This is a genomic window from Tenacibaculum haliotis, from assembly GCF_025215075.1.
In the GTDB taxonomy this organism is placed as follows: domain Bacteria; phylum Bacteroidota; class Bacteroidia; order Flavobacteriales; family Flavobacteriaceae; genus Polaribacter; species Polaribacter haliotis_B.
This window is the reverse complement of record NZ_JAOBTH010000027.1, coordinates 289,922-315,263: the sequence shown is the minus strand read 5'-3', so window position 1 is coordinate 315,263 and position 25,342 is coordinate 289,922. Positions and strand designations below refer to the sequence as shown.

29 protein-coding genes are annotated in these 25,342 nt (G+C 30.3%); 20 read left to right on the top strand and 9 right to left on the bottom strand.

Features of this window, described 5'->3' with window-relative positions:
* Positions 1-33: 33 nt before the first annotated feature.
* Positions 34-1,857, bottom strand: a complete 1,824-nt coding sequence (locus tag N2251_RS09095) for an LTA synthase family protein (RefSeq protein ID WP_260586414.1) — start codon at positions 1,855-1,857, stop codon at positions 34-36.
* A gap of 235 nt (positions 1,858-2,092) precedes the next feature.
* Positions 2,093-2,941, bottom strand: a complete 849-nt coding sequence (locus tag N2251_RS09090) for an OmpA/MotB family protein (RefSeq protein WP_218771515.1) — start codon at positions 2,939-2,941, stop codon at positions 2,093-2,095.
* A gap of 136 nt (positions 2,942-3,077) precedes the next feature.
* Here N2251_RS09090 and N2251_RS09085 point away from each other — a divergent pair, with 136 nt between their 5' ends.
* Positions 3,078-4,052, top strand: coding sequence for an FAD:protein FMN transferase (locus N2251_RS09085; protein WP_260586413.1), 975 nt, complete (start codon positions 3,078-3,080; stop codon positions 4,050-4,052).
* Here the strand turns inward: N2251_RS09085 and N2251_RS09080 are convergent.
* The 6 genes from N2251_RS09080 to N2251_RS09055 all read right to left on the bottom strand — a co-directional run bounded on the left by N2251_RS09080 (position 4,049) and on the right by N2251_RS09055 (position 8,980).
* Positions 4,049-4,819: a class I SAM-dependent methyltransferase gene (locus tag N2251_RS09080; RefSeq protein ID WP_260586412.1), complete on the bottom strand. Its 771-nt coding sequence runs from the start codon at positions 4,817-4,819 to the stop codon at positions 4,049-4,051. The genes N2251_RS09085 and N2251_RS09080 overlap by 4 nt on opposite strands.
* Entirely contained in the window at positions 4,820-5,017 is a 198-nt protein-coding gene (locus N2251_RS09075) for a gliding motility protein GldL (protein WP_260586411.1), read from the bottom strand.
* Between the two features lie 5 nt (positions 5,018-5,022).
* Complete coding sequence (gene map, locus N2251_RS09070) at positions 5,023-5,826, bottom strand: type I methionyl aminopeptidase (RefSeq protein ID WP_260586410.1); 804 nt, start codon at positions 5,824-5,826, stop codon at positions 5,023-5,025.
* A gap of 30 nt (positions 5,827-5,856) precedes the next feature.
* Positions 5,857-6,390 (bottom strand): TlpA family protein disulfide reductase, encoded by a 534-nt coding sequence (locus tag N2251_RS09065; protein ID WP_260586409.1) that lies wholly within the window; start codon positions 6,388-6,390, stop codon positions 5,857-5,859.
* Between the two features lie 10 nt (positions 6,391-6,400).
* The gene (gene gpmI, locus N2251_RS09060; RefSeq protein ID WP_260586408.1) at positions 6,401-7,918 is read right to left on the bottom strand and encodes a 2,3-bisphosphoglycerate-independent phosphoglycerate mutase; all 1,518 of its coding nucleotides are present in this window, start codon (positions 7,916-7,918) and stop codon (positions 6,401-6,403) included.
* 288 nt (positions 7,919-8,206) lie between these two features.
* Positions 8,207-8,980 (bottom strand): M48 family metalloprotease, encoded by a 774-nt coding sequence (locus N2251_RS09055; RefSeq protein WP_260586407.1) that lies wholly within the window; start codon positions 8,978-8,980, stop codon positions 8,207-8,209.
* A gap of 110 nt (positions 8,981-9,090) precedes the next feature.
* On the opposite strand from N2251_RS09055, the gene N2251_RS09050 reads away from it, so the two are divergent.
* Both N2251_RS09050 and N2251_RS09045 read left to right on the top strand, forming a co-directional pair.
* The gene (locus tag N2251_RS09050) at positions 9,091-10,833 is read left to right on the top strand and encodes an aromatic amino acid hydroxylase (protein ID WP_260586406.1); all 1,743 of its coding nucleotides are present in this window, start codon (positions 9,091-9,093) and stop codon (positions 10,831-10,833) included.
* 46 nt (positions 10,834-10,879) lie between these two features.
* Positions 10,880-11,161, top strand: coding sequence for a rhodanese-like domain-containing protein (locus N2251_RS09045; protein WP_260586405.1), 282 nt, complete (start codon positions 10,880-10,882; stop codon positions 11,159-11,161).
* Positions 11,162-11,311: 150 nt separating this feature from the next.
* Here the strand turns inward: N2251_RS09045 and N2251_RS09040 are convergent, their stop codons facing one another.
* Complete coding sequence (locus N2251_RS09040) at positions 11,312-12,265, bottom strand: GSCFA domain-containing protein (protein WP_260586404.1); 954 nt, start codon at positions 12,263-12,265, stop codon at positions 11,312-11,314.
* 110 nt (positions 12,266-12,375) lie between these two features.
* Between N2251_RS09040 and N2251_RS09035 the strand changes: the two genes are divergently transcribed.
* From N2251_RS09035 to N2251_RS08955, 17 genes are all read left to right on the top strand, one after another.
* Positions 12,376-13,269 (top strand): MerR family transcriptional regulator, encoded by an 894-nt coding sequence (locus N2251_RS09035; RefSeq protein WP_260586403.1) that lies wholly within the window; start codon positions 12,376-12,378, stop codon positions 13,267-13,269.
* Between the two features lie 138 nt (positions 13,270-13,407).
* On the top strand, positions 13,408-14,874 hold the full coding sequence (crtID, locus tag N2251_RS09030) for a bifunctional phytoene desaturase/3,4-desaturase (RefSeq protein ID WP_260586498.1): 1,467 nt from the start codon (positions 13,408-13,410) through the stop codon (positions 14,872-14,874).
* A 2-nt stretch (positions 14,875-14,876) separates the two neighbouring features.
* Positions 14,877-15,722 (top strand): phytoene/squalene synthase family protein, encoded by an 846-nt coding sequence (locus N2251_RS09025; protein ID WP_260586402.1) that lies wholly within the window; start codon positions 14,877-14,879, stop codon positions 15,720-15,722.
* On the top strand, positions 15,722-16,165 hold the full coding sequence (locus N2251_RS09020; RefSeq protein ID WP_260586401.1) for a hypothetical protein: 444 nt from the start codon (positions 15,722-15,724) through the stop codon (positions 16,163-16,165). Before N2251_RS09025 ends, N2251_RS09020 begins: the two co-directional genes overlap by 1 nt.
* The gene (locus tag N2251_RS09015; RefSeq protein WP_260586400.1) at positions 16,162-16,617 is read left to right on the top strand and encodes a sterol desaturase family protein; all 456 of its coding nucleotides are present in this window, start codon (positions 16,162-16,164) and stop codon (positions 16,615-16,617) included. Before N2251_RS09020 ends, N2251_RS09015 begins: the two co-directional genes overlap by 4 nt.
* Complete coding sequence (locus N2251_RS09010; protein WP_260586399.1) at positions 16,614-17,315, top strand: lycopene cyclase domain-containing protein; 702 nt, start codon at positions 16,614-16,616, stop codon at positions 17,313-17,315. Before N2251_RS09015 ends, N2251_RS09010 begins: the two co-directional genes overlap by 4 nt.
* Positions 17,302-17,775 (top strand): TspO/MBR family protein, encoded by a 474-nt coding sequence (locus N2251_RS09005; RefSeq protein ID WP_260586398.1) that lies wholly within the window; start codon positions 17,302-17,304, stop codon positions 17,773-17,775. The genes N2251_RS09010 and N2251_RS09005 overlap by 14 nt, the downstream gene beginning before the upstream one ends.
* A gap of 4 nt (positions 17,776-17,779) precedes the next feature.
* The gene (locus tag N2251_RS09000; protein ID WP_260586397.1) at positions 17,780-18,433 is read left to right on the top strand and encodes a TetR family transcriptional regulator C-terminal domain-containing protein; all 654 of its coding nucleotides are present in this window, start codon (positions 17,780-17,782) and stop codon (positions 18,431-18,433) included.
* Positions 18,430-19,740 (top strand): ABC1 kinase family protein, encoded by a 1,311-nt coding sequence (locus N2251_RS08995; RefSeq protein ID WP_068702810.1) that lies wholly within the window; start codon positions 18,430-18,432, stop codon positions 19,738-19,740. Before N2251_RS09000 ends, N2251_RS08995 begins: the two co-directional genes overlap by 4 nt.
* On the top strand, positions 19,740-20,351 hold the full coding sequence (locus N2251_RS08990; RefSeq protein WP_260586396.1) for a flavin reductase family protein: 612 nt from the start codon (positions 19,740-19,742) through the stop codon (positions 20,349-20,351). The genes N2251_RS08995 and N2251_RS08990 overlap by 1 nt, the downstream gene beginning before the upstream one ends.
* Entirely contained in the window at positions 20,352-21,770 is a 1,419-nt protein-coding gene (locus N2251_RS08985) for an SDR family oxidoreductase (protein WP_260586395.1), read from the top strand. It begins immediately after the preceding gene.
* 27 nt (positions 21,771-21,797) lie between these two features.
* On the top strand, positions 21,798-22,064 hold the full coding sequence (locus N2251_RS08980) for a TIGR03643 family protein (protein ID WP_260586394.1): 267 nt from the start codon (positions 21,798-21,800) through the stop codon (positions 22,062-22,064).
* Positions 22,065-22,100: 36 nt separating this feature from the next.
* Positions 22,101-22,625 (top strand): CIA30 family protein, encoded by a 525-nt coding sequence (locus tag N2251_RS08975; protein WP_260586393.1) that lies wholly within the window; start codon positions 22,101-22,103, stop codon positions 22,623-22,625.
* A 27-nt stretch (positions 22,626-22,652) separates the two neighbouring features.
* Positions 22,653-23,168 carry a glutathione peroxidase gene (locus N2251_RS08970; protein WP_245662330.1) on the top strand — a complete coding sequence of 172 codons (516 nt, stop codon included), beginning with the start codon at positions 22,653-22,655 and terminating at the stop codon, positions 23,166-23,168.
* The gene (locus N2251_RS08965) at positions 23,169-23,567 is read left to right on the top strand and encodes a DUF2452 domain-containing protein (RefSeq protein ID WP_260586392.1); all 399 of its coding nucleotides are present in this window, start codon (positions 23,169-23,171) and stop codon (positions 23,565-23,567) included. It abuts the gene before it with no gap.
* Position 23,568: 1 nt separating this feature from the next.
* Positions 23,569-24,054 carry an SRPBCC family protein gene (locus tag N2251_RS08960; protein WP_260586391.1) on the top strand — a complete coding sequence of 162 codons (486 nt, stop codon included), beginning with the start codon at positions 23,569-23,571 and terminating at the stop codon, positions 24,052-24,054.
* Positions 24,044-25,330: a cryptochrome/photolyase family protein gene (locus tag N2251_RS08955; RefSeq protein ID WP_260586390.1), complete on the top strand. Its 1,287-nt coding sequence runs from the start codon at positions 24,044-24,046 to the stop codon at positions 25,328-25,330. The genes N2251_RS08960 and N2251_RS08955 overlap by 11 nt, the downstream gene beginning before the upstream one ends.
* Positions 25,331-25,342 lie beyond the last annotated feature (12 nt).

Sequence of the window (25,342 nt, the reverse complement as noted above, 5' to 3'; positions counted from 1 at the left end):
GTTAATTATTTGATTGACAAATAGCGTGTTAGTTTAATTTTTAACTTTTAATTTTCCGTTTTTAAATAGGTCAAAAGCGGCTTGATAATAGGAGATTGTTTCGTTTAAGAATAAAGAATCTGTTTTTGTTGGTGTGATTTCATTTTTATCTTTATTCCAACGGTACGATTTATGTTTTTTGTTGGTTTCTAATAGTAATAACTTCTCTTTTTTTAATAAACCTACCTTACGATGATTTCCTATAAATGCGCGTTCATCTTCTGGCTGCATTTTATTGATGTCTGTTCCGAATAACTTCGTGTTATAAGACCAGTTTAAGTATCCGAATAGGGTTGGAAATATATCTATTTGAGAACTTAATTTATCTATTTTAATTGGGGTTTGGTTTTTTAAATTGGTAATGAAAGCAGGAATATGATGATTTCTTACGTTTATTTCAGTTCTACCAGCACTAAAACCACAGTGATCAGACATAATAACAAATACTGTGTTTTTATACCAAGCTTTTGTTTTAGCTTTTGTTAAGAATTCATTTAAACTTTTGTCTAAATATTTTATGGCTCCTTCTACGTTTTTCCCTGAAGGAACATCTACAACATTATCAGGATATGTATAGGGTTTGTGATTTGAGCTTGTCATGATAAAACTAAAAAAAGGCTGCTTACTTTTTGCTTTTTCGTCAGTAACTTTTAATACTTTATTAAAAAGATCTTGATCACAAACTGCCCAAGCATTTTCAAAAGTCATTTCATCATCTTCAATGCGTGTTCTATTAGTAGGTAGTTCTTCTTTTAAACGATGTGATTTTCTTCTGTCAACAATATCAAATCCGTTGTAGCTAAAATAATTTGTCATATTATCAAAATGACCATCACCTCCATAAAAGAAAGTTCTGCTATACCCTTTTTGTTTAAAAACATCACCAATAGTAGCTAAATTATCATTGTTTTCGCGTTTAACAATACTTCGGCCAGGTGTTGGAGGAATAGCTAAACTGATAGCTTCAATACCTCTAATAGTTCTTGTTCCTGTAGCATATAAACTTGTGAAGAATACTGAGTTATTAGCTAGTGAATCTAAGGTTGGAGTCCAGTTTTTTGTACTTGTAAAGCTTTGCATAAAACGAGCATTGATACTTTCTAAGCCTATGAAAATTACATTAGGTTTTAGTTCTGTGCTGTCGTTTTTTGTATATCGGTATATGTTATCTTTTGCTAGTAAGCTGTCGTTAGATGCTTTTATGTTTTCTGAAAGTAATTTGTACGTTTTTTTCTTCGGAAGTGTTGCGTAAAACTCGTTATAGTCCAGTTCATTACTTTCATAAGCAGCGAAAAATGAATACATGCCAGATTTAGCGAGTTCGTTTTCATTGATGCTTGTAAATGCTTCTGCATTATTATTTGTAATGTAGTTATGGCAAAAACCTAAACTAATTAATATGATTAATGTAGGAATAAGTTTCGATTTAAAAGTGTCGGAATTATTAAAAGTGTTTTTATAAGCGTTTCTCTTTGATGCGAAACGAATACTAAAAACCAATACTAAAACAATAATCCCAATCAATAAGGGTAAAGGGAACGATTGATGAATATTTTCAATAACCTCATAGGTGTATAAAAGGTAATCAACGGCAATAAAATTATAACGTCTTTGGTATTCGTCCCAAAAAGGAATTTCAGCTAAAAAAGAAAAAATAAAAACAAATAAGAAAAGTCCGTAAGAGAATTTGGTAATGATTTTATCGAGTAAACTCCCGTGAAATTTTGAAGGAATAATTAGTAGGTATATTGCATAGATACTAATTAAATAAAGTAGATTATTGATGTCGAAAAATAAGCCAATAAAAAATATTTTCATTAGTTTTATTAACGAAAAATCGATGTGTTTAAAAGCTAAAATGTATAAAACAAATCGAACTATAAATGCAAAAAATAAAATAGTTAAACTAAATGTTTTTAATAGTTGAAATCTCTTCGGTAAAATAATATTTAGCATGATAAATTTGGTTCTAGAACACAAAGAACGTTACTTTTTTTGAATAAAAAAAGACTACCCGTTAGAGTAGTCTTTTTAATATTATGAGAGTTTGTGATTACTCAGCTTTTTGCTCTAACAATTCAAAAAATTGATTTAAACGAGGAAGAATAATGATTTTTGTTCTTCTGTTTTTTGCTTTATTTTCAGGAGTGTCGTTTGTAGTTAAAGGTACATAACTACCTCTACCTGCTGCAATTAATCTGCTAGGTGCTACGCTGTATTTATTTTGTAATTCACGAACAATAGAAGTTGCACGTAAAACACTTAAACCCCAATTATCTTTGATGCTAGATCCTTTTGATACTGGAGTGTTATCTGTGTGCCCTTCAATCATTACATCCATTTCTGGCTGACCGTTTACAACTGTAGCTACTTTTTCTAAAACTTTTGAAGCTTTCTCTGAAATAGTATAGCTTCCGCTTTTGAATAATAATTTATCAGAAATAGAGATGAAAACCACTGTTTTCTCAACATTAACTTGAATATCTTCATCATCAATACCCTGTTGTAATTCCTTCTTTAAATGAAAAGCAACCACTAAGTTTAATGAATCTTTTTTAGAGGCAGCAGCTCTAATTCTATTAATGTATTTATCTTTTTTACTTAACTGAGTTAATGTTTCTTTAATATTATCATTAGCTCCTTTTGTTAAAACAGTCAAGTTTTCTACTTGTTGAAGTGTGTTTTGTTTATCCGCTTTTAAATCACCTACAGATGATTTTAATGTAGAAACTTTGTCTTCGCAGCTTTCTTTTTCAACCAAACACTTTGTTAAGTTCGCTTTTACAGCTACCAACTCTTCTTTTGTTTGTTCATGTTTTGCTTTTATAGCTTCTAGTTCTTTTGTAGAAGCACAAGATGTTATTAAAAATGCGGTTGTAAGAAATAAAAATATTTTTTTCATTTTTATATTGTTTTTTAGTGTGAGGGTTATTTGTGTAATAGTAAGACAAATTTATAAAAATGAAGTTACAAAAAAGAGAATTAACAATCTTTTATGAAGTAATAATCGATTATTTTTGTCAACAAATTTAAAAAAGATGATTAAAAAAATATTTTACGCCGCTGCAGTAATAATCGTTTTATTAACAGCTTGTAAACAAGAAAAGTGGGTTGGTGAAGTTAAGTTAGAAGGTTTCGTTTTCGGAACAACTTATCATATTACTTATTTAAACGGTGTTGATTATCAAAAATCGATTGATAGCTTATTTTATTTGGTGAATAAATCATTATCAACATATATGCCTACTTCTGATATTTCTAAAATTAACAAAGGAGATTCAACTATTGTTGTTGATGCTATGTTTATAGATGTTTTTGATAAAGCGAAAAGAATATATAAAGAGACGGATGGTTATTTTGACCCAACAATAGGCAAATTAATCAATGCCTATGGTTTTGGTTCGGGTAATGAAATTAAAAATTTATCATCCGAAGAAATCAACAACCTGATGATTGGTGTTGGTTTTGATAAGGTAATGCTTAAAAATAGTAAAGTATATCGTGATTCAAATCATATTGAATTTAATGTGAATGCTTTTGCTAAAGGATATGGTGTTGATGTTATTGGTTGGTTTTTAGAAAGTAAAAAAGTGACTAATTATTTGATAGAAATAGGAGGTGAGATAAGAGCAAGAGGAAAAAAGAATTCAAAATTATGGAAAGTTGCTATTGAAAAGCCTAATGTAGATGGAACTCGATCAGTTCAGAAAGTGATAATGCTAGATGATGAGTCAATGGCTACTTCTGGGAATTATAGAAAATTTAAAGTAAATGCTAAAGGAGAAAAAATAGTGCATACCGTAAATCCGAAAACAGGATTGGCTTCTGAGAGTAACTTGTTAAGTGTTTCCGTTCGTTTAAAAGGAGATTGTGCTGACGTAGATGCATATGCAACTGCTTTTTTAGCAATGGGTTTGGAAAAAACAAAAATATTTTTACAAAAACACCCAGAGCTAAAAGTGGTTTTATTGTACAATGATGAAAATAATAAATTAAAAGAGTTCGTGAATTAACCTTTAAAACACACAGGCAAAATTTCGCCTTTCATTAAAGCAAATCGTTCTAGTTTTTCTGGAGTGATTTTTTTTGTAAAATCAACTTCATCAACTTTAAAACCTATGGAACGAAGCTTGTTAAAATAATCACGCCCATACACACGAACATGATCGTACTGTCCAAATATTTCGGCACGCTCTTTACGGTCGGTAATAGAATCATCTTCAAAAGTTTTTTCTCTTGATAAGTCTTGTGGAATCTGAAAAATTCCGAATCCGCCAACTCTCATTACGCGATACAATTCTTGCATTGCTTTTGTATCATTAGGAATGTGTTCTAAAACATGGTTGCAAAACACCACATCAAATTCATTATCCTTAAAGGGTAAATCGCAAATATCAGCCTTTACATCTGCAATTGGCGATTCTAAATCTGAAGTAATATACTCTAGGTTTTTCTGTTTTCTAAAAATATCTAAAAAGCATTGTTCTGGAGCAATATGTAACACTTTTAATTTTTTATCCGAAGAAAAAAAATCAGTTTCATTTTGTAAATAGATCCACAATAAACGATGTCTTTCTAAAGATAATGTAGAAGGTGAAAGCGCGTTTTCTCGTTGTACACCGTAGCCATACGGTAAAAATTTCCGAAATGATTTTCCATCAATAGGATCGGTGAATTTATCGCCTTTTAACCACCAAGCAATTACTGGGCGAACCAAATAGCTCGCTTTAATTAATAAAGGCCTGGGAATGGTATTTAATATGGATTTAAAAACTTTCAATTATTGATTTAAAGTGTCTTTAAATTTTTTGTTGGTAAACAATTTTATGATAAATAAAATGAAAGCAATTATTTGTAAAACTGTTCCTGCGGTTAATAATTGTGAGCCGCCCATTAAGTGCATCACTTTAAATAATGCTCCAAGAGTAATTAAAATAATTCCGATTACAAAAAGTGTTATGATGTATTTTAACTTCATAATTATTAAGCTCTAAATTCGTCTTCTTCGTTAGTTTCAATACCTAGGGCTTCGTGTACATATTTAAATGTAGAAAGTAATTCAGGTTTCCCATTAACAATAGCAACATCATGTTCAAAATGAGCAGAAGGTTTACCGTCTAAAGTAGTAATTGTCCAACCGTCGTTATGTTGTAGTATTTTATGAGTACCTAAGTTTGTCATAGGTTCGATGGCAACCACCATCCCTTCAATAAATTTTTTACCACGACCTCTACGACCATAATTTGGCATTTCAGGATCTTCGTGCATTACGCGCCCTAAACCATGACCAACCAATTCACGAACGACTCCGTAGCCATGTTTTTCAGTAAAATTTTGAATAGCAAAACCAACATCACCAACACGATTACCAACTTTTAGTTCACGAATACCAACATATAAACTCTCTCTTGTAACGTCTAAAAGTTTTTTTGTTTCGGCTGCAATTTCACCTACAGCAAAAGTATATGCATGATCGCCATAAAAACCATTTTTAATAGCACCACAGTCAATAGAAATAATGTCACCTTCTTGTAAAGGGTTTTTATTTGGAATTCCGTGAACAATTTGTGAATTCGGACTCATACAAAGTGTGTTCGGGAAATCATACAAACCTAAAAAACCAGGAATAGCATCTTGCTCACGAATAAAATCTTCGGCAAGTTTATCAAGTTGTAAAGTAGTAACTCCAGGTTTTACTTCTTTGGCAAGCATTCCTAAGGTTCTTGATACTACTAATGCACTTTCGCGCATAATTTCTATTTCCTCTCTAGTTTTTGATATGATCATCTTAAAAAATATTGAAGCGCAAATTTACGGTTATTTTTGATATGGATGGGTGTATGGTTTACCAGAAATTATTTTTAAAACATCTTCTTCAATCGTACTATTATCAACAGCATGCTCTACAAAACGCCCAATTTCTTTACCATCTTTATAAAAAATAAAGGTTGGCACTCTAATTACATTAAATCCTTTTTCTAATCCGTTTGCTTTTTTCTGGCGATTTACGGTTACTAATTCTAAGTTTTTGTAATTAAATTCAGATTTATCTAATAATTTGTAAAAATTAGGTATTTCTCTTTTGCTATCGCCACACCAGGTTCCCATAAATCCTTTAATAGTAACGTCTTTTAAATGTGGTTTTAATTGATTGGTAATATTTTCGTCTACTTCATAATAACTATAAAAGTCATTAAACCATTCAGAAGCGTAAGGCTCTTGTTGAAAATCTTTTTTAGTAGCAATGCCAACTAAGTTACCATCTTTATCTTTTACAGCAGATGCTTTTTTTTGGATTGGTGCACATGAAACAATAAATAAGGCAATTAATATGTAAATAATTTTTTTCATCAATAATATTTTAAATAAGTGAGTTTTGAGTCATCTCTTTAGGTTGTTCTACGTTCATTAGTCGTAAAATAGTTGGTGCAATATCACCTAAAACACCATTTTTTATAGATTTTAACTCTTTATCAATTAAAATCATAGGTACAGGGTTTGTGGTGTGTGCGGTATGAGGAGTTCCGTCAGGATTCATCATTGTTTCGCAATTACCATGATCGGCTATTAAAATAGTGGTGTAATCGTTTTCTAAAGCGTTGGTGATTACACTCTCTACACAATTATCAACAGTTTCACAAGCTTTTACAGCTGCTTTAAAAACACCAGTATGACCAACCATATCGCCGTTGGCAAAGTTTAAACACACAAAATCTACTGCTCCTTTTTTTAACTCAGGCACAATGGCATCACGAATTTCAAAGGCACTCATTTCTGGTTGTAAATCGTAGGTAGCTACTTTTGGTGATGGACATAATAATCGTTTTTCACCGTTAAATTCTTTTTCTCTTCCACCAGAAAAGAAAAATGTTACATGCGGATATTTTTCTGTTTCAGCAATTCTAATTTGTGTTTTTCCTGCCGTTTCTAAAACTTCTCCTAAGGTATTTTCAATATTGTCGCTATTGTAAATAACTTTAATATTATTAAAAGTTTCATCATAATTTGTCATGGTAACAAAATACAATGGTATTTTTTTCATGTTTAGTTCAGGAAAATCTTTTTGATTTAAAGCTTCGGTTAGTTCACGACCTCTGTCGGTTCTAAAATTAAAAAAGATAACCACATCATCTTCTTTAATGGTTGCTTTAGGTTGGTTGTTTTCATCAACCATAATAATTGGTTTGATAAATTCATCAGTAACCGATTCATTATAGCTGTTTTGAATACTTTGAGAAGCATCCGAAGAAAAATCACCTTTACCATTAATTAAAGCATCATAAGCTAACTGTACTCTTTCCCAGCGATTATCACGATCCATTGCATAATAACGACCCGTAATAGAAGCCAATTCTCCGATAGTTTTTTGCATGTGTTCTTCAATGTCATTGATAAAAAATTTTCCTGATTTTGGGTCGCAATCTCGTCCGTCAGTAAAAGCATGAAGAAACACATTTTTTAAATTATAATTGTCAGCAGCACTAAGCAATCCTTTTAAATGATTGATGTGAGAATGAATACCGCCATTAGAAACCAACCCTAAAAAATGAACATTTTTATTATTTTTTTTAGCATATTCAAAAGCATTTAGTAATTCCGTTTCTTGGGCTAAAGTACCATCATCAATCGCTTTGTTAATTTTAGCAAGGTTTTGATATACAATTCTACCAGCACCTAAATTCATGTGTCCAACTTCCGAATTTCCCATTTGTCCTTCGGGTAAACCTACATGTTCGCCATCGGTACGTAATTCGGCGTGCGGAAATTTATCATATAACGAATTTATAAAAGGAGTTTTGGCGTTGTATATGGCAGATACTTTCGGGTCTTGGGTAATTCCCCAGCCATCAAGAATCATTAAAATTACTTTCTTGTTCATTTGTTGTGTGTTGAAAAACAAAAGTAAGAAAGATTTTTACCTCTTTTTTAAAAAATAACGAAATCGATTGTTTCCTATATATAAGGCGAAGCTGTTTCCTGCTTTCTGCACTCGCTTTTTTTAAGAAAAATAAAAAAGAGCTCAAACAAATGCTTCAATCAGGGCTAAGTTTACTTGTTGTTTATTCATTTTAATCTAAAGTAGTTTGTGTTTTTTTAATTTATCAAAAAGACCTCACAGGTTTTTAAAACCTGTGAGGTCTAATTTTATTATGTAGTATTATCGCAATTATTTTCTGTATTTACGAATAGCTTCGTTAATTTTTTCGATCCTATTTTCAGGATCTGGATGTGTGCTTTGAAATTCTGGAGTTCTGTTAGGTCCAGCAGCTTGTTTTAAAATTTCCATCACGCCAATTAAACTTTCAGGATTGTACCCAGCATCTACCATTAATTTAACACCTAAATCATCACTTTCTAATTCATCATCTCTACCATATTTCATATTAACAACATTTGCAATAGATGTCATTCCCTGCGCGGTACTAGGGTCAAAACCAACCGAGGCACCAGAAAGTAAGCCTTGCGTTAAATCTTGTTTTGCCATGCGAGCAGCCGAATGACGCCCAATAACATGACCAATTTCATGACCTAAAACCCCTGCCAATTGATCTTCGTTTTTTAGCTTAGAAAATAATGCGAAAGTGATAAATACTTGTCCGCCAGGCAATGCAAAAGCATTAATAGTTCGTTCATCTTTTAGTAAATGGAAATCGAATGGATAACCAGAGTTTTTAGCAATACTATTTTTAAGTAATTTTTTACCAACGTGATCTACCAAGTCTTGGTATTTTTGACTCGGATATAAGCCACCATGTTGTTGTGTCATTTGCGGTGCACTGCTTAACCCAATCGCAATTTCTTGTTTTGGAGAAATAGCAATATGTTGTGTTTTTCCAGTGTACGGATTCGTTTCAGAACTAGCACAATATTTTATTAAAGCGAAGAGTGCAATGGCAGCACCAATTAAAAGTCTAATTTTTAAACTCCCGCGATTTCTCATAGTTTTTATTTTTAGGATAAAAGTAAATGTACAAAATATATAATTTAACGAATATCGATTTTTTGTGAACTATAAAAAACTTAAATTTACCAAGCAAAACAAACAACAATATGGAATCTCATTTTGAGTTAAATGAAGTAACTAAAAAATTACCGAAACACTTACATAAATTTGTAGTTAAACAACCGTACCACGAATATACAGCCCAAAATCAAGCAGTTTGGCGTTATGTAATGCGTATGAATGTTGATTATTTAGGTAAAGTTGCTCATACTTCTTATTTAAAAGGATTAGAAAAAACAGGTGTTTCTTTAGAAACGATTCCTTATATGGAAGGCATGAATCGTATTTTAAAAGAAATCGGTTGGGCTGCAGTTTCGGTTGATGGTTTTATTCCGCCAAATGCATTCATGGAGTTTCAAGCCTATAATGTATTGGTAATTGCTTCGGATATGCGAACCATAAATCATATCGAATATACACCTGCGCCAGATATTATTCATGAAGCTGCTGGGCATGCGCCAATTATAGCAAATCCTGAATATTCTGAATATTTGCGTCGATTTGGAGAAATAGGATCTAAGGCAATTTCATCATCGAAAGATTATGAAATGTATGAGGCAATTAGATTATTATCTATTTTAAAAGAGAATCCAAATTCAACAGAAAAAGAAATTAATGAAGCTCAAGAAAAAGTAGAGTGGCTGCAAGATAATATGGGTGAATTGTCAGAAATGGCACAAATAAGAAACTTACACTGGTGGACTGTTGAGTATGGTTTAATTGGTGAACTCGATGATCCGAAGATATACGGAGCAGGCTTATTGTCATCAATAGGAGAAAGTATGTGGTGTATGAAAGAAGAGGTTAAAAAAGTAGCCTATTCTGTTGATGCTGCAAATATGAGTTTTGATATAACAAAACCACAACCGCAATTATTTGTAACGCCTAATTTTGCACATTTAAGCATGGTTTTAAATGAATTTGCAAATACAATGGCGCTTAGAACAGGTGGTTTAAAAGGGGTTCAAAAATTAATTGATTCTAACAATTTAGGAACCATAGAACTAAGCACAGGAATTCAAGTGTCAGGAATATTTACAAATGTAATTGAAGATGCAAAAGGGAAAGTGGCGTATATGCAAACTACAGGTCCAACAGCTTTAGCAAATAGAGATAAAGAATTGATAGGGCATGGAATTACATACCACGCCGAAGGTTTTGGATGTCCAGTAGGGAAATTAAAAGGGATCAATTTACATATTGAAGACATGAGTCCGCGTGATTTAAAAGCATACGGAATTTATGAAGGCGAAGATTTAATGCTAGAGTTTGAAAGTGGTGTAGTTGTAAAAGGAAAAGTAATTACAGGTACTCGTGATTTAAGAGGTAAAATTCTAATAGTTTCTTTAAAAAATTGCACAGTTACTTATAAAGAGCAAGTCTTATTTCAACCAGCATGGGGAATTTATGACATGGCAATTGGTAAAGAAGTGGTTTCTGCATATTCAGGACCTGCGGATGTAGCTTCTTTCGAGAACTTAGGGAAAGTATCAGAAACAAAAACACATAAAATAGCATATACTTCTTCGCAAAAAGAATTATATAGGTTATATGATGAAGTGAGAAAAATGAGAAATGCTGCTGAGGTTTCAGAAAAAGAAATATCAGTAGTTTTTACAAAACTAAAAAACGATTTTAAAGAGGATTGGTTGTTGTCTTTAGAATTGTATGAATTGGCTTTAAAGCAAAATTTTAAAGTGAAAACAGAACTTAAAGAATATTTAACAAGTTTAAAAAGTAACAAGAGTTACAGAACTTTAATTGAAAACGGATTACATTTGTTGTCTTAATAATAGCAAACGGATGGGATTATTTAATTTATTTAGAAAGAAAAACATGGCAAACGAAATACAAGAATATTTAGATAAAGATGCAGTAGTTTTAGATGTACGTACTTTAGCTGAGTGGAACGAAGGGCATTCTGAAGGAGCAAAACATATTGTTTTAACTGTAATACCCGTAAATGTAGAGGAGATTAAATCTTGGAATAAACCAGTAATTGCGGTTTGTAAAAGTGGCGGAAGAAGCGGACAAGCAATGCAGTTTTTAGCAAATCAAGGAATTGATGTGATTAACGGTGGGCCTTGGCAAAATGTAGATCAGTATTTGGTTAAATAACTAAAAAACATATTGAATTTCCGTTTTAAGTAAAAAATATAATTTCAACGTCATTCCGAATTTATTTCGGAATCTCATTATAATACATAGTGATTTTTGATGAGAGGCTGAGACGAGCTCAGGTTGACGATTACATTTTAGTACGGATAATCATAAAAATTTCATAAAAGGAAATGCTTTTTCAAGTGTTTCCTTTTTTTGTTGAAGGTTTTTTAAAAATTTTAAATGCGCTTCAGAAGTAGGATTGAAAGAACGATGCGTTAATCCTTTCTGAATAGTTGCTACATCTTTCATGGTTTGTTGAGTCTCTTCAGAAATCCAAACTTCAGAAAAACGTTCCCAAATATAATCAATTGCTGTTTTATTCGGGTGAATCATATCTTCTGCATAGAAACGATAATCTCGTAATTCATCCATCATAATTTCATATGAAGGAAAATAATGCGTGTTATTTCGAGGTTCAATAATTTGATGAATCGCCGAAAGTAAATGCGCCTTACTACGTTGATTTTCTATAAAACCATCTTTTAAATGACGAACTGGCGAAACGGTAAAAATGATAGAAACCTTGTTGTTTGTTGTTTTAATTAAGGCGATAATCGCTTCTAAACTTTCCGTAATTTCTTCGACAGATAAAATTTCTTTTAAAAATTTTTTTTGTGGAATTTTATGACAATTGGCAACAATAGTATCCGTTTCAATGTAGCGATATACCCATGAAGTCCCCAATGTTATTACAATATGAGTCGATTTTTTTAAATAGTTAAGTGTTGCTGTATTGGCAGTATTTAAATTGTTTGTTATTTCGTTTTTATCCGTAGAACTTAAGGAAGAATGTGCTTCAAAATTATGCCAGCGTTCGTTATGAAAAAAAATGTCTTCATCACTATATTTTTTCTGATTGATAGCATTTGTAATTAGTGTTTCAATCGCTTTAGGTTGAAATAAAATACCAAACGGATTTACTGCGGATTGAAATTTGTAATACGCTAATTTATTTCCAATATTTTCTGAAAAACAAGAACCCAATAACAAGAATTTCGAGTTGTAGTTAATTTGATGTAATTGTTGTTTTTTTAAAGGAATTTGAGTGTGAAGAATCATTGATGCAAGATAAAATTCAGTTCAAAAATAAAGATAAAATCGTTAGCAATAATTAGTAAACTTTTTTTGAGATAAAAAAGATATCTTTGTTTAATTAAAAGAGGTATAAATTGAACAATATTAAAAATTCTTTTACAATTAAAGATCTTGAAAATATTTCAGGAGTAAAAGCACATACTATTCGTATTTGGGAGAAACGATATGGGTTATTATCGCCAGAAAGAACAGATACTAATATTCGATATTATTCATCAGATAATTTACAGAAATTATTAAATGTTGTTTTGTTAAATATAAATAATCATAAGATTTCTAAAATAGCTGAAATGTCTAATGAAACGATTATTGTTAAGGCAAGAGAGTTGGCATTTAAAGTGGCTGTTGATGATGAGGCTATTAATTCGTTTAAGCTCTCTATGTTTCAGTTTGATAAAGTCTTGTTTAATAGCACGTATAATAAGCTGTTAAATAAAAAAACATTTAGAGAGATTTTTAAGGATGTTTTTATCCCTTTTTTAGGGCATATAGGCTTATTGTGGCAAACTGATACATTGTTGCCTTCACATGAGCATTTTATTGCTAATTTAATTGCACAAAAAATTCAAATTAACACAGAGAAATTAGAGTATTCTGTCATTAATTCAGAGACTACTTATGTTTTATTTTTGCCAGAAAATGAGATACACGAGCTTGGGTTGATGTATTTAAACTATGAGCTTGTTTTAAGGGGAAATTCAACAATCTATCTAGGGCAAAGCTTGCCATTAAGTAATCTTGATTATTTTTTTGAAAGTGATACTAAAATTTGCTTTATAACATCATTAACTGTTCAACCTTATGATGACAAGATTGTAAGTTATTTTCAGGAAATTAATGATATTATTAAGGGAACAGAACATAGATTAATTGCTGTTGGTAGTAAAACTTTAAAAGTAAAAGAAATTGATTTTGAAGCTGATATTTCTCTATATCCATCAGTAGTATCATTGTTAAAAACATTGTAATTTTTTTTGATTAATTTTATTTTGTTTACTCTTTTTTTGTTTTTGTTAAACAAAAAATGTAAATTTGATTGACTCAATATATTTATTATCTTAATAGAAAATTAATTGAGCAACTAATATTAATTAATAAGGTAGCGCATTGAAAAAAAAATATTAATAATAGGTTCAGGTTTTTCTTCTCTTGCGGCAGCGTGTTATTTAGCGAAAGCAGGTAATGAAGTTGTTGTTTTAGAGAAAAATGAAACCGTAGGAGGTAGAGCTAGGCAATTAATAAAAGATGGATTTACTTTTGATATTGGACCTACTTGGTATTGGATGCCAGATGTTTTTGAGAAATTTTTTGCTGATTTTGGAAAAAAACCTTCAGATTATTATGAGTTAGAAAAGTTAACTCCAGCATACCAGGTGTATTTCGATGTTAAAGACTCAATTACAATACCTGGAAGTTTAGAGGAGATATATGAAGTTTTTGAAAGGGAGGAAAAAGGGAGTGCAGCACACTTAAAAACTTTTTTAAAATCAGCAGCATATAATTATGATGTTTCTATAAACGATTTGGTTTATAAGCCAGGGGTTTCTCCATTAGAATTAGTAACACCTGTTACTATTGGAAAAATAACACAGTTTTTCTCTACTATAAGAACACAAGTTAGAAAAAAAATAAAAAGTAAGAAATTAATTCAAATTTTAGAGTTTCCTGTTTTATTTTTAGGAGCTAAACCAAGTAATACTCCTGCATTTTACAATTTTATGAACTATGCTGATTTTGGTTTAGGTACATGGCATCCAAAGGGTGGAATGTATAAAGTAATTGAAGCAATGATAACGCTAGCTACTGATTTAGGAGTTGATTTTAAGGTGAACTCAAATGTAGAGGAGGTTGTTGTAAATGAAGTTGGTGAAGCAACAGGAATGGTTGTAAATAAAGAATTTGTTTCTTCAGATATTGTTTTAAGTGGTGCGGATTATCATCATACAGAAACACTATTGCCAAAGAAATATAGGCAGTATTCTGAAAAGTATTGGGATAAAAAAGTATTCGCACCATCATCACTATTATTTTATGTAGGTTTTGATAAAAAATTAGAAAATGTTTGTCATCATACATTATTTTTCGATACTGATTTTGATGTACATGCAAAAACTATTTATGATACCCCTAGTTGGCCTAAAGAACCGTTATTTTATGCAAGCTTCCCCTCTATAACAGATGGTTCTTTTTCGCCAGCGGGTAAAGAAGCTGCAACTTTCTTAATACCATTAGCTCCAGGTATAAATGATACTCCAGAGATTAGGGAAGAATATTTTAATATTATTTTAAACCGACTAGAGAAGTTAACAGGGCAATCTGTTAAAGAACATATCTTATTTAAAGAAAGTTTTTGTGTTAATGATTTTAAGAAAGATTATAACTCATATAAAGGTAATGCGTATGGGTTGGCCAATATTTTAACACAAACTGCCTTTTTAAGACCAAAGATAAAAAGTAAAAAAGTAAAAAAATTATTTTTTACAGGGCAGTTAACAGTTCCAGGGCCAGGAGTACCACCAGCTTTAATATCTGGTAAAATTGCTTCTGATTTAATTATTAAAAACCACCATTAATTATGAAAAAACAACTGTTTGATGAAGTTTCTTATGCAAGTAGTAAGCTTGTAACAAAAAGTTATAGTACATCTTTTTCGTTGGCTACAAGAATGCTAGCACCAAGTATTAGAGGAGCAATTTATAATATTTATGGCTTTGTTCGGTTTGCTGATGAAATTGTAGACTCTTTTCATGAATTTGATAAAGAGACGCTATTATTAGCGTTTGAAAACGATTACTACTCAGCTAAAAAAAGTGGTATTAGTTTAAACCCTATTGTAAACTCTTTTATCCATACCGTTAATAAATATAATATACCAAATAGTATGGTTGAGGCTTTCTTAAAAAGCATGAAAGCTGATTTGTATAAAACTACTTATGAAACAGAAGCGGAGTATAAAGAGTATATTTATGGTTCGGCAGATGTTGTTGGGTTGATGTGTTTAAAGGTTTTTGTTAATGGAAATCAAGAAAAATATGATAGTCTTAAGGATGCTGCACAACGATTAGGGTCGGCATTTCAAAAAGTGAATTTTTTACGCGATTTGAAAGATGATTTTGAAGATTTAAATAGATCGTATTTCCCTAATGTGAATTTTAAAAATTTTGATAAACAATCAAAATTAGCAATTATTAAAGATATTGAGTCAGACTTTGAGCATGCTTTTCAGAACGGAATTTTAAAATTACCTGTTGAAGCAAAGTTTGGTGTATATATGGCTTACCGATATTATAATAGATTGTTAAAAAAATTAAAAGCCGTACATCATACCGAAATTATGGAAAAAAGAGTGCGTATTTCAAATTCAATGAAGCTAAATTTACTAGCCAGAAGTTATGTAAAGTATAAACTAAATTTAATTTAATGAATTTAAATTTTTTATTACTGTTATGTTTTTTTTTAGTTAATTATCAAGATGTCACCCCAGATTATGTTGTTAAATATCATAGTGTCTTATCTAAAAAAGATGAGTTGAGGTATATTGAAACATATCAAGAAAAAAAAAACATAAATATACAAGCGTATGTAATTTCACTACAAATGAAACAAGCAAAGTATAAAACTTTTCCTTGGAGTAAATTAAGTATTTTTAACAAAGAAAAGAAGAGGTTAGATGAGTTGATTAAAACTCATCCTAACAATATTCATTTAAGATATGTTAGATTAGTTATACAAGAAAAAACTCCTAAAATTTTAGGATACAATAAAAATATACAAGAAGATAAATCATTCTTAAAAATAATACTTAAAAAGAAAGATAGCTCTGATTATTTAGATAAGTTTATCATTAAAAATACGTCACTATGATTTGGTTTTACTACATCTTAATTACACTATCTGTGTTTATGTTAATGGAAGGAATTACTTGGTGTACTCATAAATATATAATGCATGGTTTCGGCTGGTTTTTGCACGAAGATCATCATCAGCCAGGATATCCACATGTTTTTGAAAAAAATGACGCCTTTTTTGTAGTATTTGCAACGCCCAGTATTATGCTTTTTTATTTTGGAATTAGACCGGAACTAAATTACATGTTTTTCATAGGGTTGGGTATCTTATTATATGGATTAGCCTATTTTTTAGTACATGATGTTTTAATTCATAGACGATTTAAATGGTTTAAAAACACCAATAATCAATACTTAAAAGGATTAAGAAAAGCACACAAAATTCACCATAAACATTTAGGTAAACCAGATGGTGAATGTTTCGGAATGTTATTTGTACCTTTTAAATATTTTAAAAAAAGACAATGAGTCAATATTTATATCTCATATTAACATTAGGTAGTTTAAGTATTCCGTTATTGTATAGTGTAATTGAAAAAAAATTCCATTTTATTCAATACTTTAAACAAGCTTTTATAAGTATATTATTGGTTGCAATTCCTTTTTTAATTTGGGACGGATTGTTTACAAAATATGGAGTTTGGGGATTTAATTCAAATTATCATTTATCAATAGAAATTTTTAAAATGCCTATTGAAGAATGGTTGTTTTTCTTTTGTATTCCCTACGCTTGTTTGTTTACTCATGAAGTATTAAAATATTTAGTACCCAAATTCAAATTATCTAAAGGGGCGGCAATAATTATCAGTTTTTTATTGATTCTTACAGCATTAGTTTTATTGATTTTTAATTTCGGAAAACTATATACAACGATAAACTTTATACTCTTTTTAGTATTAATTTTTTACGGATTAAGATATCATTTAACAACATTACAAGAGTATTTTCCTAGTTTTTTAGTCATCTTAATTCCGTTTTTAATCGTAAACGGAATTTTAACAGGTAGCTTTATAGATGAACCAGTTGTTTGGTATAACAATGCTGAGAATTTAAATTTTAGATTGTTTACAATTCCGTTTGAAGATGTTTTTTACGCATTTAGCATGTTGTTTTCAGCACAATTGATATTCAATTATTTAAAAATTAAAAAGTTTGAACAAAAATAAATATATACGGTTTTTATTATTTCTAGTAGTTAATTTTTTAGCATTAGGCATAGGAACATTGTTAATGGAAAATGGCCCTCAAAAAGATTGGTATCTTTCTTTAAATAAAGCACCATGGACACCCGAAGGTTGGGTTTTCGGAGCGGCTTGGACAACGATAATGTTATTGTTTTCATTTTATATGACCAAATTAAGTTTCGAGTATAAAATTTTAGATAAAAAATTACTTCTACTATATACAGCTCAGTGGATTTTAAATGTAAGTTGGAATTACTTTTTTTTCAACCAGCAATTAACAATTGTTGCCCTAATTTCAATCACTTTATTATGGTTGTTAATAGGCTATTTTACGTTTGAACACTTAAAAAGAATAAAATTATTCACATTACTAATACTTCCGTACTTAATATGGATGACTATTGCAACAAGTTTAAACGCGTATATCGTATTTAATAATTAAGATTATGGCAAAAAAAAAGAATATTACCCAAGAGAAAATAGTAGAATGGTATATGAACTCAGTTTTAATATCAGGAAAACCATCTTCTATTTATTCATTTGCAGAAGATAATAATTTTGAAGAGTCAGAGTTTTACAAGCACTATTCAAGTTTTGAAAGTTTAGAAAAATCAATTTTCGCAATTTTTGCAAAAGAAACAATTCATTTATTGCATAAAACCGAAGCTTACAAAGAGTATTCATCAAAAGATAAATTACTAAGCTTCTATTATACTTTCTTTGAATTGTTAACAGCAAACAGATCTTACGTTTTGTTTCAGTTTAAAGATGTGAAATCAAACTTTTCAAAATTATCAGTTTTAAAAAAATTACGAACAGAGTTTGTGCATTTTGTAAGTGGTATTAGTTTAGAAAAAATAGATTTTAAGAATGATAAAGTAAACGAAATTCAAGATAAAACAATCTCAGAAGGTTATTGGATTCAGTTATTAATGGTGCTGAAATTTTGGATTGATGATGAGTCATCAAACTTTGAAAAAACGGATGTCTTTATAGAAAAATCGGTTAAAGCGAGTTTTGATATTCAGCAAATTGCACCTGTAAAGAGTGTAATAGATTTAGCAAAGTTTTTGTGGAAAGAAAAAGGAGCATCTGTATGAAAAGGCTAGACAAAATACCCACATCTAAAATAGAAAGAGCAACCAAATTAGTTACTACAGGAATTAAAGTAGGAGTAAACTATGCTAAATACTATGGAAATAAAATAACAAAAAGTGAAGAAGAAGCACGAAATCAATTAAATGAAGACAATGCAACTGATATTTACGACGGTTTAAAAGAATTGAAAGGATCGGCATTAAAAGTAGCGCAAATGCTAAGCATGGAAAAAAGCTTGTTGCCAAACGCTTATGTAGAAAAGTTTTCATTATCGCAATTTTCAGTTCCGCCTCTTTCTGGTCCTTTAGTTGTAAAAACATTTCAAAAATATTTTAAGAAAACACCTGAAGAGGTTTTTGATACGTTTACAGTAGCATCTGTAAATGCGGCAAGTATCGGTCAAGTGCATAGAGCTACAGTAAACAACAAAACATTGGCAGTTAAAATTCAATACCCAGGTGTTGCGAATAGTATCTCTACCGATTTAGCAATGGTAAAACCAATTGCAATGAAAATGTTTAATATAAAGGGTGAAGGTTCTGATGAGTATTTTAAAGAGGTTGAAAATAAATTATTAGAAGAAACTAATTATATACTAGAATTAGCTCAAAGTAATGAGATAGCAAATGCATGTAATAAGATACCAAACTTAAAATTCCCGAAGTATTACGAAGAATTCTCTTCTGATCGAATTTTAACGATGGATTGGATGGATGGTGTTCATCTTTCTGAGTTTACCCAAAAAGGATTGAATCAAGAAACTTCAAATAAGTTAGGACAAGCATTATGGGATTTTTACATGTACCAATTACATGTCTTAAAAAAAGTACATGCCGACCCGCATCCTGGTAATTTTTTGGTTTCACCAGAAAACGATCTAATTGTTATTGATTTTGGATGTATGAAAGAAGTACCTCAAAGTTTTTATGTACCATATTTCGAATTAGCAGTGCGAGATAATATCGATAATCCAGCTTTTTTTGAAAGTAAGTTATATGAATTAGAAATTTTAAGAAAGGATGATACTGAGGAAGAAATAATCTTTTTTAAAGAATTGTTTTATGAGATGTTATCTTTATTTACGCAGCCGTTTCAACAAGAAGAATTTGATTTTTCTGATGAAAATTTCTTCGGTAAAATAGCAGCGTTAGGCGAGAAATATTCTAAAAGTACAGAGTTGAAAAAAATGAATGGAAATAGAGGTTCAAAGCATTTTATTTACATTAACAGAACCTTTTTTGGATTGTATAATTTAATGCACGATTTAAAAGCTACAAATATTAAAATTAATAATTATAAAAATATATAATGCATTTATCTAGAGAGGCAATAGATGAGATGGAGCATCTATATAAAATAAACTTAATGAACAGTATTTCGGGTTATAAATCAGCAAACCTTATTGCTACAGAATCTGAGGATGGAGTAACAAATTTGGCAGTTTTTAGTTCAGTGGTTCATTATGGTTCTAGTCCTGCAATTTTAGGATTTGTATTACGTCCTACCACAGTAGTTCGTAACACATACGACAATATAAAAAAAACAGGTTTTTACACTATAAATGCAATTTGTGAAAGTATAATTGAAGATGCGCACCATACATCAGCGAAATATGAATCAGGAATATCAGAATTTGATAAAACTGATTTATCACCAGAATATAAAGATAATTTTCACGCTCCTTACGTAACAGAGTCACCTTTGCAAATAGGAATGAAATTTCTAGAAGAATATCATATAAAAGCAAACGGAACTATTTTGGTTTTAGGAGAAGTAACCGACTTGTATTTTAAAGATTCAATGCTTTCAGAAGATGGTTTTTTAAATCTATCAAAAGAGAAAATTGCAGCAGTAAATGGTTTAGATACCTATATGGTTGCAGAGAAATATAAACGATTATCATATCAAAGACCAAAATAAATGAAAATTCTAATCACAGGAACCACAGGTTATATAGCTAAAAGATTGGTGTTGAAATTGCAAGAAGCAGGACATCAATTGGTGTGTTGTGTACGTGATTTAAATCGAGTTCCTGATGAAATAGAATATAAAAAAAACATTGAGTTTATAAAAGTAGATTTTTTAAACACGGAGGATGTTGTTTTTCCTTCAGATATAGATGTTGCCTATTATTTAATTCATTCAATGGCAACTGACGCTATTAATTTTGAAGATTTAGAACAACGTTGCGCTAAAAATTTTAAAAACTTAGTTGAAAAAACGAATTGTAAGCAAGTTGTATATTTAAGTGGTATTGTTAATGATAGTTCTTTATCTAAACACTTAGCTTCTCGTTTTCAAGTTGAACAGAATTTGCAATCAAAAAAATACGGACTTATAACATTTAGAGCTGGTATTATTGTAGGTAGTGGTAGTGCATCTTTTGAGATTATTAGAGATATTGTAGAGAAATTACCATTAATGGTTACTCCAAAATGGTTAAATACTAAATCACAACCTATTGCTATTAGAGATGTTTTAGCCTTTTTAGAACGAGCAGTTGGAAACAAAGAATTATATAATAAGTCTTTTGATATTTGTGGAACAGAAATACTTACTTACAAACAAATGCTTTTGCAATTTGCAGAGGTAAGAGGCTTTAAAAGATACATTTTTACATTACCGTTGTTAACTCCAAAATTATCATCGTATTGGTTGTATTTCGTTACATCAACATCATTTAATCTGGCACAAGCATTAGTGGATAGTATGAAGGTTGAAGTAATTGCTAAAGCTAGTAATATTAATCAACTTTTAGATGTACAGCCTATTTGTTATAAAGATGCGGTAAAGTTAGCATTTCAAAGAATAGAACAAAACGCTGTTGTATCAAGTTGGAAAGATGCAATTAGTAGCGGTACTTTTAAAGACCAATTGTCTGATCATATTCAAATACCGCAGTATGGTTGTTTTAAAGACATTCGTTCTGTGAAAATCACAGATGAAGACTTTACTATAAATAAAATTTGGTCTATCGGAGGTAAAAACGGATGGTATAGTTTTAATGGCTTATGGAAAATAAGAGGCTATGTAGATAAAATATTTGGAGGAGTAGGTTTGCGTAGAGGAAGAACACATGATACAAATTTAGAAGCAGGTGATCCATTAGATTTTTGGCGTGTATTGTTAGCTGATAAGAAAGAAAAACGATTGTTGTTATTTGCCGAAATGAAGTTACCAGGTGAGGCTTGGTTAGAATTTAAAATTGTAAAAGATAAACTATACCAAAGAGCCGTGTTTAGACCTAAAGGTGTCTTAGGGCGTTTATATTGGTATTCAGTTTTACCTTTTCATGCCTTTGTTTTTAAAGGAATGATAAATGCTCTAATCAATAAATAAAAGCGAGCTTATTAATTTTTCAATATTATGACTTATAGAGATTTAGATAGAATAATAGAAATGGCATGGGAAGATCGAACCACTTTTGATGCTATAAAGTTTCAATTTGGACTAAAAGAACAACAAGTAATTGAATTAATGCGTAAAGAATTAAAGCTCTCTAGTTTTAAATTATGGAGAGCAAGAGTTCAGGGCAGAAGTACGAAGCACCAAGCAAAACGAGAATTCGAAAAAGGAAGATTTAAGTGTACAAGACAAAAAAGTATAAGTAATAATAAAATTTCTAAACGATAAAAAATTTAAGAGACTACTAATAAAAACACATAGCAAATGAAATGGTTGGTAATACTTAGTGTTTTTTTATGTATGAATGATGAAATTATAATTTTTGATAAAAATAGTAGTAACCAACGTTGGTACATAGCTAATGATGACGTTATGGGAGGAATATCTAACTCTTCAATGAAGCTTGATGAAGAAAAAAAGATGATTTTTTCTGGTAATGTTTCTTTAGATAATAACGGTGGGTTTGCAATGACTCGATTACCTCTAAATATTAATTTTAATACAGATAAAACTAAAGTTATTCTCAAGCTAAAAGGAGACGGTAAAAAATATCAGTTTAGAATTAAAGCTAAAAATAATCAGCGATTTTGGTACATCCAATCTTTTCAAACATCAAAAAGTACAGAAGAAATAGAGTTGCCATTAAATAAATTTTATGCTTCTTTTAGAGGTTATAAATTAAATGTTGACAATTTTTCGGCAACTACAATAACCGAAATAGCTATTCTGATAGGGAATAAAAAGAATGAAAATTTTAAACTATCAATAGAAAAAATAGCACTTAAATAAATGAAAACATTAAAAATAACTATACTTATGGCATTATTTAGTTTTTTAGGAAACGCACAAACTGTAGCATCTAAAGAGTCTTTGTATGATATAAAGATTGAAGGAATTGATGGGAAACAATTAGATCTTAACCAATACAAAGGAAAAAAAATACTGTTCGTTAATGTAGCTTCTAAATGTGGATTTACAAAGCAATATGATGGTTTACAAGAGTTGTATGCTAAGCACAAAGATAAATTAGTAGTTATAGGTTTGCCATGTAACCAATTTGGTGGTCAAGAACCAGGTAAAGAGTCAGAGATACAATCATTTTGTCGTTTAAATTACGGCGTAGATTTTCCTCTGACCGAAAAAATTGATGTTAAAGGAGATAAGCAACATTCATTATACCAATGGTTAACACAAAAAAGTAAGAACGGTAAAATGAATTCTTCAGTAAAATGGAATTTTCAAAAGTATTTAGTAGATGAAGAGGGAAGATTTATTGATGTTTTTTATTCAACCACAAAGCCTATGAGTTCAAAAATTACAAAACTATTATAAATGGGAAAAAAACCAGACAATGTAGTTTTTAACAGTGATACTAATATTTATGATGCGTTTTTAAAACCGTATGCAACTAGTTTTACAGCTCCGGCAATAAAAGCAGGAAATGCTGTAAACTGGAAAAATCAACAAATTAAAAAAGCAAATTCTCAATTTTATACGATTTTTAATGAAATAAAAGAGCAGTATAACGCTTTACAAAAGCAGCATCAATACAACGAGATTATTTATAATGCTAAGTTTAATTTTCAACCAATTGTTGGAGAGCTATATCATTTGTACAAAAGGAAAAATCAAGAGTTCTTTCTTTCGATATTAGCTCCTGAAGAATGTAATTTTAATTTCGTAGGAAGCTTTCAATTAAACTCAGATCAAATCTGGATGAAAAAACAATAAAATGATTTATTTTAAAAAACACTCTGGTATTTATACACTAACAGCCAAACAAACTATAGATGTTTCTTTAGAAAAGGCATGGGGCTTTTTTAGTTCGCCAGAAAATTTAGAAAAAATAACGCCACCTCACATGGGGTTTAAAATAACAACCAAAGTTGATAAAAGAGCATATGCTGGCCAAATAATCACTTATAAAGTTGGAATTTTACCAGGAATTAAATTGAGTTGGGTAACAGAAATCACTCAAGTAAAAGACAAAGAATTTTTTATAGATGAGCAACGTTTTGGACCATACAAAATGTGGCATCATGAACATTGGTTTAAAGAATTGCCAAACGGAAAAACCTTAATGGAAGATAAAATTTCATATAAAATTCCGTTTGGTTTTTTAGGACATATAGCGCAAGCAATATTTATAAAAAAACAATTAAAAGGGATTTTTGAGCATCGTTTTGTAACTTTAGAAAAACTATTTAATGGAAAGTAAAATATCTTTTTTTTGGTTTCGTAGAGATTTACGATTAGAAGACAACAAAGGTTTATCGGAAGCTTCAAAAGCTGGAAGTAAAATAATTCCTGTATTTATTTTTGATGAAGAAATTTTAGATAAACTGCCTAAAGATGATGCACGAATCTCATTTATTTACAAAGCTTTAAATACGATTGATGAAAAATTAAAATTACAAAAATCTTCGTTATTAATTGAAAAAGGAAGTCCTATTGAGGTTTGGGAAAAGTTATCTAATGTTTACCAAATTGAAGCTGTTTATACAAATAAAGATTACGAACCTTATGCTATAAAAAGAGATGCGAAAGTTGATGAAGTTTTAGCGTCTAAAAACATTCAGTTTAAAACTTTTAAGGACCAAGTAATTTTTGAAGAAACTGAAATTGTAAAAAATGATGGTTTGCCTTACACTGTTTTTACTCCTTATAAAAACAAATGGTTGCAGCATTTTTCAGAAGAAAAAGACACAGAAGAATATAAAATTGAGTTTCATAATTTTCATCAATTCAATGCCGATTTTCCAAGTTTAGAAACAATAGGTTTTCAAGAAAGTTCTATCAAAGTAAAACCATATAATTTATCAAATTTAGATGAGTATGATACTGTAAGAGATTTTCCATCGCAAGATAAAACATCGTATTTGTCACCTTACTTTCGGTTTGGTTTAGTAAGTGCTCGAAAAATGGTTCAATTTGCTTTAAAAACAAACGCAACGTTCTTAAGCGAATTAATCTGGCGAGAGTTTTTTATGCAAGTACTGTTTCATTTTCCTAAAGTGGTTACTAATAACTTTAAGCAAAAATATGATGCCATTCCGTGGAGAAATAATGAAGCTGAATTTAAGAAGTGGTGTAAAGGAGAAACAGGCTACCCAATGGTTGATGCTGGTATGCGACAATTAAATAAAACGGGTTACATGCATAATCGTGTACGTATGGTTACTGCTGGTTTTTTATGCAAGCACTTATTAATAGATTGGCGTTGGGGCGAAGCTTATTTTGCAGAGAAATTACTAGATTATGAATTATCGGCTAATAACGGAAACTGGCAGTGGGCAGCAGGTACAGGTTGCGATGCGGCTCCGTATTTTAGAGTTTTTAACCCAGAAGCACAGTTAAAGAAGTTTGATAAAGACTTACAATATATTAGAAAATGGGTTGAAGATTTTGATGAACTAACATACCCACAACCAATGGTTGAACATAAGTTTGCACGAGAAAGAGCTATTGCAACTTATAAAAAAGCATTAAATTAAGAGCTTATTTAA

Excerpts from the sequence above, each read along its gene's own strand:
- N2251_RS09095 (WP_260586414.1), bottom strand. The coding sequence starts at position 1,857 with ATGAAAATATTTTTTATTGGCTTATTTTTCGACATCAATAATCTACTT.
- N2251_RS09090 (WP_218771515.1), bottom strand. The coding sequence starts at position 2,941 with ATGAAAAAAATATTTTTATTTCTTACAACCGCATTTTTAATAACATCT.
- N2251_RS09085 (WP_260586413.1), top strand. The coding sequence starts at position 3,078 with ATGATTAAAAAAATATTTTACGCCGCTGCAGTAATAATCGTTTTATTA.
- N2251_RS09075 (WP_260586411.1), bottom strand. The coding sequence starts at position 5,017 with ATGAAGTTAAAATACATCATAACACTTTTTGTAATCGGAATTATTTTA.
- map (WP_260586410.1), bottom strand. The coding sequence starts at position 5,826 with ATGATCATATCAAAAACTAGAGAGGAAATAGAAATTATGCGCGAAAGT.
- N2251_RS09065 (WP_260586409.1), bottom strand. The coding sequence starts at position 6,390 with ATGAAAAAAATTATTTACATATTAATTGCCTTATTTATTGTTTCATGT.
- gpmI (WP_260586408.1), bottom strand. The coding sequence starts at position 7,918 with ATGAACAAGAAAGTAATTTTAATGATTCTTGATGGCTGGGGAATTACC.
- N2251_RS09055 (WP_260586407.1), bottom strand. The coding sequence starts at position 8,980 with ATGAGAAATCGCGGGAGTTTAAAAATTAGACTTTTAATTGGTGCTGCC.
- N2251_RS09050 (WP_260586406.1), top strand. The coding sequence starts at position 9,091 with ATGGAATCTCATTTTGAGTTAAATGAAGTAACTAAAAAATTACCGAAA.
- N2251_RS09045 (WP_260586405.1), top strand. The coding sequence starts at position 10,880 with ATGGCAAACGAAATACAAGAATATTTAGATAAAGATGCAGTAGTTTTA.
- N2251_RS09040 (WP_260586404.1), bottom strand. The coding sequence starts at position 12,265 with ATGATTCTTCACACTCAAATTCCTTTAAAAAAACAACAATTACATCAA.
- N2251_RS09025 (WP_260586402.1), top strand. The coding sequence starts at position 14,877 with ATGAAAAAACAACTGTTTGATGAAGTTTCTTATGCAAGTAGTAAGCTT.
- N2251_RS09020 (WP_260586401.1), top strand. The coding sequence starts at position 15,722 with ATGAATTTAAATTTTTTATTACTGTTATGTTTTTTTTTAGTTAATTAT.
- N2251_RS09015 (WP_260586400.1), top strand. The coding sequence starts at position 16,162 with ATGATTTGGTTTTACTACATCTTAATTACACTATCTGTGTTTATGTTA.
- N2251_RS09010 (WP_260586399.1), top strand. The coding sequence starts at position 16,614 with ATGAGTCAATATTTATATCTCATATTAACATTAGGTAGTTTAAGTATT.
- N2251_RS09000 (WP_260586397.1), top strand. The coding sequence starts at position 17,780 with ATGGCAAAAAAAAAGAATATTACCCAAGAGAAAATAGTAGAATGGTAT.
- N2251_RS08995 (WP_068702810.1), top strand. The coding sequence starts at position 18,430 with ATGAAAAGGCTAGACAAAATACCCACATCTAAAATAGAAAGAGCAACC.
- N2251_RS08990 (WP_260586396.1), top strand. The coding sequence starts at position 19,740 with ATGCATTTATCTAGAGAGGCAATAGATGAGATGGAGCATCTATATAAA.
- N2251_RS08985 (WP_260586395.1), top strand. The coding sequence starts at position 20,352 with ATGAAAATTCTAATCACAGGAACCACAGGTTATATAGCTAAAAGATTG.
- N2251_RS08980 (WP_260586394.1), top strand. The coding sequence starts at position 21,798 with ATGACTTATAGAGATTTAGATAGAATAATAGAAATGGCATGGGAAGAT.
- N2251_RS08975 (WP_260586393.1), top strand. The coding sequence starts at position 22,101 with ATGAAATGGTTGGTAATACTTAGTGTTTTTTTATGTATGAATGATGAA.
- N2251_RS08970 (WP_245662330.1), top strand. The coding sequence starts at position 22,653 with ATGGCATTATTTAGTTTTTTAGGAAACGCACAAACTGTAGCATCTAAA.
- N2251_RS08965 (WP_260586392.1), top strand. The coding sequence starts at position 23,169 with ATGGGAAAAAAACCAGACAATGTAGTTTTTAACAGTGATACTAATATT.
- N2251_RS08960 (WP_260586391.1), top strand. The coding sequence starts at position 23,569 with ATGATTTATTTTAAAAAACACTCTGGTATTTATACACTAACAGCCAAA.
- N2251_RS08955 (WP_260586390.1), top strand. The coding sequence starts at position 24,044 with ATGGAAAGTAAAATATCTTTTTTTTGGTTTCGTAGAGATTTACGATTA.